This window comes from uncultured Olegusella sp. (assembly GCF_947253395.1).
In the GTDB taxonomy this organism is placed as follows: Bacteria; Actinomycetota; Coriobacteriia; order Coriobacteriales; family Atopobiaceae; genus Olegusella.
Genome location: NZ_CAMXYY010000077.1, coordinates 1 through 7,174 on the forward strand (window position 1 = coordinate 1; position 7,174 = coordinate 7,174).

The following is a 7,174-nucleotide window of genomic DNA, read 5'->3' on the forward strand; positions in this document are numbered from 1 at the left end:
AGGTAGAGGCATTGCGTGCAGCTTTCATAATGTTGTCAGAGGTAACAGCATTGCGAGCGACGCGATTGCCGCGATTGGCCAAAAACTCCTTGCGACGCTCATCAGACCAGCTGGTCTCGATTGCGGATTTGGTCATTCAACACTCCTTTTAAGAATAAATATTTCAAGCAAAAAAGAGGCACTGCTTGTCAAAAGATAAGCAGTGCCTCAAGGCAGAACTTATTGCTAGTGGCAAAGTGCCAGCGAACCCATGGGATCCCAAGGTGCAAGCACAGTTGCTTCCTCGGTCTCATAGATGGTGCGTTCTTCATCGCTTAGGTACTTCTTGTCCACAACAACCTGGAAGACATACTCGTTAAACCAGTTATCAGAGAGGGTATCAAAGCCATCGCGGCCATGATCTTTGCCCCAACTATTTTCGACCTTCCAAGACTGAGGTTTACCGTTAGTATCTAGTCGGACGCCTTCAAGCACCATTGCGTGAGTCATCAGGGACTCACCGTAATCCAGGCGTTCTGCCTTGGTAAGACCGCCTTCCACTGTCATGCCCAGCAGCCCGTCAATATCGAGAGCAGCGGTATCCATGATGCCCTCATCGCGCAGATAGGACTGGTTGACATCGCAGCCAAACCATACAGGTAGATCGTCGCGCATCTGAGCGATGGCAAGCTCCTTAAGACGATCGATAGGAAGGTTGAGATAGCGCACGCCACCTGCTTCGATAACATTGCCGAGACGTGACACGGTGAAGGTGTGACCAAAGGGCTTATCGGCAGTAGGAGCAGAAATCAGCGAAACGTAGTTGGAAACCTCCATGTCTACAGCCGCCTTAAAGAACTCCTGCGGGGTGAAATGACCAGAGATAGCCTCGATGAGCTGGTCGTCTTTGTCGCGAATACGGGCTTCAAAGCTCTTGGGAGGCATACCCAAGCAAATGGCAAGAAAATGCCACACCTCAGAAATCATCTCAGCACGCATCGCTTCAAGGTCATCTGTGCTTGCGCCAGCAGCGGCAGTCTCACGCAGTCGCTTGGCACAACTGCGCAGGAAACGAGTCAAATAGCCATCCATATCGCGCGTGTTTTTGGAGCACGCAGTTTCGGGCATGGCCTCCTTGGGGACAACACCATATTTTTCCACCAGTGCGCAGAACATATCCCACTGACCGCCGTCGCCGATAGGATCAGTGAGCAGGTAAGACACGAGGCGGCCATCCAAAGGCTCATCGAGCGTATCGAGGATATTGGCTAAAAACCAGTTGGACTTCTCCAATTTGTCAAAGAACAGAGGGTATGCCTGAGAAAGCTCAAAGGTTTTAAGGTTGTATTTTTTGATAGTACGGAAGCGCATGGTATTAAGACTGGCAAACATCCAGCAACGACCAGAATGCATTTGGTCGCAACGCTCGCCCTGCTTGACTTCAATATCAAAGCCGAGTGCGTTTGCTGCAATACCCTCGGGTACGCGGGCAGCCTCACGTAGACCCATAGAGCTGGTGGCGTTTTTTGCAATCTGAGCCGCGCGGTCAGCAGCGAACTCCTCTCGCGCTTTGCTTAGGGCATCTGCACCAATGGCGCGCAAGCTTTCGTTTTTACTTGCCATATGACCTCCAATAGTCAATAACAACTGTTGTGAATACATCCTCAATGAGAATAGCACCAGGCACTAACAACGAGTCGGCGGTATACTGGTTCTATCGAAAATGCAATGACTTTTTACGCGCCAGCACCCTGTAATTTTGCTGAGGAAGGAAGTTGAATGCCTCTTGCGACATCAGAGATCTCTCTTGAGCTCCCGAGACCTGCTCTGCGTGTAATTGAGGCGCTCGAATCTGCAGGTTTTGAGGCATGGGCAGTTGGTGGCTGGGTGCGCGATGCCTTGCTGGCAAGGACTAGTCATGATGTTGATGTAACTACTTCAGCTAGCTGGCAGGAGTCAAAACAGGTACTTTTAACTGCTGGAATGGCAGTGCACGAGACGGGTACAGCGCATGGCACTATTACAGCCGTTTGCGATTTTATGCCTATTGAGGTTACAACCTATCGTGTTGAGGGTGCCTACAGCGATCATCGACATCCCGATGAGGTGCGCTTTGTCCGCAATGTTTGTGATGACCTTGGGCGCCGCGATTTTACGATTAATGCCATGGCATATCACCCCACCCGTGGTCTGCTTGACCCCTATGGTGGACAAGCAGATCTTGAGCGAGGTTTGATACGCGCGGTCGGGGTGGCGAAAGAGCGCTTTGAAGAGGATGCCCTGCGCGTATTGCGTGCGGTGCGTTTTGCGTGCCGTTTTGGCTTTGAGGTGGAAGAAAAGACGCAGGCTGCCTTGCTTGCTTGTGCACCTCAGTTAGCACATGTTGCTCAAGAGCGCATAGGACAAGAAATGCGTGGCATCGTGGAGTCAGGTCATGTTGACTGGGCATTGATGTACCAGACCGATGTTATGGTGCAGGCAATTCCTGAGCTTGCAGCGATGGTTGGCTTTGACCAATGCAGTCCCTACCATGCCTTTGACGTACTAGAGCACACGGCGCGTGTGTGTCGTGCGGTAGAAGAATTCGAAGGGGGAGTGGTTGCTCCAGAGCTACGCTGGGCTGCTTTGCTTCACGATATTGCTAAGCCAGCGACTTTTAGCAAAGATGATACGGGGCGTGGACATTTCTTTGGGCATCCCAAGCTTGGTGCTGAGATGGCAGAAAGCATTATGCGTCGCATGGCGTTGCCCAGCGAGTTGGTCAATGCTACGCGCATGTTGGTGCGTATGCATGACCATGTGGTTGTGCCTACGACGCGCTCTATTAGGCGTACGTTGCGCAAGTTTGAACTTGCTTGCCCAGGCCGTGCGGTGGCACTGACTTGGCAGTTGATTGATCTGAAGCGTTCTGATGCAGTGGCAAAGGTGCCTCGAGCGGCGAACTATGCCATCGAGTTGGATGCTATTGCGCATGCTCTACGCCGAGAAGTGGCAGCAGTGCCTCCGCTGAAAGTACAACAGCTTGCAATCAGTGGAGCAGATGTCATAGCAGAGATGCAGCTCGAGCCAGGACCAGCGGTGGGACTTGTGTTGGATACCTTACTGGCCGCTGTTATTAATGATGAAATCCCCAATGAGCGCGAAGTTTTGCTTGCCCAGATTCGAGGCTATTAGCGCATGGCACATGGCGAATGGCAAATGCCACATGCCAAATAGCACATGCCAAATGCCACATAGCACATGCCACATAGCAAATGGTTCACGTGTCGACCTGCGCGACCATAAAACCGCAGGTCAGATTTTCCCCCAGCTCGAGAAACGAACCATCTTCTGAAATACTGTCCTTCAGCTCACCATAGGTCTGCGTTTGCGTGCAAAACAAACAAATTAGAGCCAGGCAAAAAATAAGATCTACTTGTATACAAAATCATTTTTTATAAAATAAAAATAAGTCATAGCTAACATTGTTAAGGAGGACGTATGGCAAAAGACTTGTAATGTTTCAGTAGGTCAAGAGAAAATAACTGCAGGAGTTGGGTTTAACGTATCGGGACAATTTAGTACTTCAGGCTCAGCAAGTATGAAAGCAAAAAGGAGAGGTCATTTAGTACTTGTCCCTCAATATAAAGTTGTTAAATTTAAGGTTCTGATGAAGTCACGTCGCCCGATTATTAAGACCAAAAATCCATGGGTGCACATTGGCAATGGTACAGCAAAAAAACCAGTTGCTTTAGTGGCTTTGTGGGTAAATGACTAAAGGAAATAACTATGGAAGTAAGATATGTGTGGCGCTATCCAGCGATACTTCTCTCTGCTCTATGTCTTTTTCATTCGGATAAAATTGCGTTTTGGATATATAGCTCATATACCGAAGGTGTTAGCGACTTTGAGCTGCTTAAGCTTTGCATGAGCATCCAACTTCTTTTTGCAATAATGCTTCTCAGTCTTTTGGCGACCCTTGTTGTAGATTACGCACATGCTGTATGGAATGGGAAATCCGATTAGCGTTGCGAATTTCGGGGCTATAAATCCGCTTCTATCCGTTGCAACCTCAGGTTGCAGTATTTGCTCTCTAGCTGCAGTTTTGTCTAAATATGCAGGTAGAAGGGTTGTCTGATAAAACGTTGCAACCTGAGGTTGCAACGTTTTATTGAGAAAAAAGATTTCCCATAATCACTAATTTAAAAAGAAAAGGTCAGAGCCGACGCTCTGACCTTGAACATTTGGTAGCCCGTACCAGATTCGAACTGGTGATCTCCGCCTTGAGAGGGCGGCGTCCTAAACCGCTAGACGAACGGGCCATATACTGAGTAGGACGGAAAATGGCTGGGATGGAGAGAGTCGAACTCCCGCTGACGGAACCAGAATCCGTTGTCCTACCACTAGACGACATCCCAATGATTTTCGTCCTTGCGCTAAGCTCATGCTCCTCAACGCGAGAATTCACTTTATAGGAAGGCGCAGTGCAATGCAAGCCTCCTTTTCAAAAATCTTTTCGTGAAGGCAAAAAGTTGAGAATTTATGTACATTCATATGCGCATTAGGCTCTTCGAGGAGTTTATCGAGCACCCGCATATACATGTTAATCCCTTGAGTATGCATCCCTAAATAGTAACAATTCTATTGCTGGGCTGTTCTCGCAGATAAAAAAACGCTAAAGTATTAGCAAGGGCTCGTTTATACGAGACCATGTTGTCGATGATTGGGAGATTATGCGCAAGACTAAGATGTTTGAAGGTAAGCGTCATGTCTATGACACTGCTAAGGCTACCGAGGTTGCACACCGTAGCTTTGGCGGTTTTGGCGATCCTGCTGGCTATGAGGAAACCCTCTATCAGACTAAGCAGGGTCTCTATTTTGTCGTGGGCGTAGGCGGAGCCGATTCCCCGTATCCTACCGAGGATCTCAAGCCTATTTCCAAGAAGGATGCTGAGGCTTTCGAGGCGTAGTTCCTCTGCGATTACAATTTAACAAGGAAAAGGGCAAGAGCTTATAGCTTCTTGCTCTTCTTTTTAGGGTGGGTGGCAATGTCACGTGCTCACTCTCTTAAGTTAGCGCTTTTCACAAAAGCGGATGCCTATGAGCTTTTTGCAAAAACGCTTCGCAAACGAAGAGATATCGTGCGAAGTGCTTTTTCTGTCCGCTGAGGCTGCTATGCTAAAAAAGCTAGATTTTGATAGATAAAGCAGAGACGAGGAATGTCAATGTCTATTTGTAGCAAGAACACCCGTGTTATGCGACTGTTAGTTGCCTGCGTGTTGGCCTTTTTGATGGTGACCCCAGCCTCTGTCGTATGGGCTTCCTCAATGCCACAGCTACCTAAAGATGCGGCAATCTATCTCATAGATAACCAAACAGGCGACGTTATTGCTACGCAGCGTGCAGATGAAAAGATGTATCCCGCAAGCCTTACCAAGATGATGACCGCGCTTGTCGCAATGGATTATGTAGGCGATAAATTAGACGAAAAAGTAAGCGTTGGCGATGAGGTCAAATTAACGCCTGAGGATAGTACAATCATGGGCTGTCATTCTGGCGATGTATACAGCTGGCGTGATTTGATATACGGCATGATGCTTCCCTCAGGAAGCGATGCAGCATTGGTATTGGGCACCCATGTAGGTCGCCTATCAGCAAATGATTCTAAACTTGACCCTAAAGACGCTCTTGCAAAATTCATTGGTTTGATGAATGAAAAAGCCAAGACAATGGGCTTGACTGGAACTCACTTTAATAATGTGCATGGCTATCATGACAAAAATCATTACAGTTGCGCGCATGACCTCACATCTATTGCACAGGCGGTACTTACAAATAATTTTTTGAGCGAGGTTGTCTCGACTCAATCTCATGAATGTGTCAATAAAAACGATACTAACGTTACGGTTTACAACACCAACTGGCTTGTAGACAAAACAGCAGGCAAGATTGAGGAAAACGTATTGGTAGATGCGGGCGAGACGGGTATTGATAATCCTTATTACAAGGCAGAATGCCAAGGTATCAAGACGGGCTATACCGAAGAAGCAGGTCGCTGTCTTGCCTTTGCGGGTAAAAACAAAAAGATGTCTTTTGTTGGCATCGTCTTGCACCTGTCTGATAAGCCTACTATCTACAAAACAACAGGTGCTGCCCTTGAGAGCGTACTCAACGAGTATGAACGCCGTAGCTGGGGCACAGATGTGCTGCCTTATACGGTGACGATAAACAATCCTTCGTTGCAGGATTTTCTTAACCATAACACCACGCTGAGACTGCGTCGCAGAGATATCCCAAAGACGGTAACTATCGATGCCACACTGAAATATGAAACTAAAATTGCCTGGGACAAGAAATACGTTAAAGAAGACTCCAAAGATACATGTGAGTTGCAAAGTGCTATCAAGGCAGGCAGTCAGATTGCAACTATGCAGGTGTTTTGTGAGGGCAAGCTGATAAGCGAAACTCCGTTGTATGTGGATCAGACTATGATGCCCTTTAGCAATGCAGACAAGCTTGTGTTAGCTGCTGTGGCTGTGGGAAGTGTTTTGCTCATCGTGCTTGTCATCTCTGGTGTACGTACGATTGTTGGACGCAATAGGCATGAAAAGTCAAAGTCCAAAAGAGGCTGACGATTTGGCAAAGCAGTAGTTGTACCGTGTGCAGTTTTTCTTGTCTGCAGTAAAATATCTGTACTCATGAGTGAGCGGTATAGGAAGTAGGCGACGTGACAAGTACAGCCAATAAGGCGCACAAGGGCGTTGCCACTGAGCACAAGCCCAAGCCGCGAATGAGCCGTAATTCCAATAATGAAAATGAGGCAAAGGCGCGCAAGGGAGCACTTTTTCTTGTTGGAGCTGTAATTGCCTACATCATCTATCTGATAGTTTCTGGGCAAATGAGTAGTTTTATCGAGGCTCTGCGCGGAGTTGATATGCGCTGGGTTTGGTTGGCGGCTCTCTGCTATGTCTTTTATTTCTTCTTTGGTGTCATTGCCTATGCGATAGCAGTTGTGCTTGATCACGAATCGCCTGTGGGTATTCGTGATCTTATGAGTGTTGAGGCATCTGGTGTATTTTTTGGCAATCTCACGCCCATGATGGCAGGTGCAGTGCCGTCTCAGATTTTGCGACTTACGCATACGGGACTTGATGCGGGCGAAGCAAGTGCAACGCAGTTTACCCGCTTTATCATGTTTCAGTTGGGTGTGGTACTT

Annotated in this window: 6 protein-coding genes and 2 tRNA genes; 5 read left to right on the forward strand and 3 right to left on the reverse strand. The window is 47.8% G+C overall.

Features of this window, described 5'->3' with window-relative positions; all coding sequences use genetic code 11:
- Window positions 1-225: 225 nt before the first annotated feature.
- A complete protein-coding gene (locus tag Q0X25_RS06405; RefSeq protein WP_298580174.1) occupies window positions 226-1,602 on the reverse strand; it encodes an aminopeptidase C in 1,377 nt (458 codons plus the stop codon).
- Between the two features lie 156 nt (window positions 1,603-1,758).
- Here Q0X25_RS06405 and Q0X25_RS06410 point away from each other — a divergent pair, with 156 nt between their 5' ends.
- Together Q0X25_RS06410 and Q0X25_RS06415 are read left to right on the forward strand one after the other, a co-directional pair.
- On the forward strand, window positions 1,759-3,153 hold the full coding sequence (locus Q0X25_RS06410; RefSeq protein ID WP_298580176.1) for a CCA tRNA nucleotidyltransferase: 1,395 nt from the start codon (window positions 1,759-1,761) through the stop codon (window positions 3,151-3,153).
- Window positions 3,154-3,747: 594 nt separating this feature from the next.
- The gene (locus Q0X25_RS06415) at window positions 3,748-3,984 is read left to right on the forward strand and encodes a hypothetical protein (RefSeq protein ID WP_298580178.1); all 237 of its coding nucleotides are present in this window, start codon (window positions 3,748-3,750) and stop codon (window positions 3,982-3,984) included.
- 219 nt (window positions 3,985-4,203) lie between these two features.
- On the opposite strand, the gene Q0X25_RS06420 is transcribed toward Q0X25_RS06415, so the two are convergent.
- Together Q0X25_RS06420 and Q0X25_RS06425 are read right to left on the reverse strand one after the other, a co-directional pair.
- Window positions 4,204-4,280 (reverse strand) — tRNA-Glu (locus Q0X25_RS06420).
- Between the two features lie 22 nt (window positions 4,281-4,302).
- Window positions 4,303-4,376: transfer RNA gene (locus Q0X25_RS06425), tRNA-Gln, on the reverse strand.
- A 315-nt stretch (window positions 4,377-4,691) separates the two neighbouring features.
- On the opposite strand from Q0X25_RS06425, the gene Q0X25_RS06430 reads away from it, so the two are divergent.
- The 3 genes from Q0X25_RS06430 to Q0X25_RS06440 all read left to right on the forward strand — a co-directional run.
- On the forward strand, window positions 4,692-4,928 hold the full coding sequence (locus Q0X25_RS06430; protein ID WP_298580180.1) for a hypothetical protein: 237 nt from the start codon (window positions 4,692-4,694) through the stop codon (window positions 4,926-4,928).
- Between the two features lie 255 nt (window positions 4,929-5,183).
- Entirely contained in the window at window positions 5,184-6,590 is a 1,407-nt protein-coding gene (locus Q0X25_RS06435; protein WP_298580182.1) for a D-alanyl-D-alanine carboxypeptidase family protein, read from the forward strand.
- Between the two features lie 95 nt (window positions 6,591-6,685).
- On the forward strand, window positions 6,686-7,174 hold a 489-nt coding region (locus tag Q0X25_RS06440), incomplete at its 3' end, for a lysylphosphatidylglycerol synthase domain-containing protein (RefSeq protein WP_298580184.1).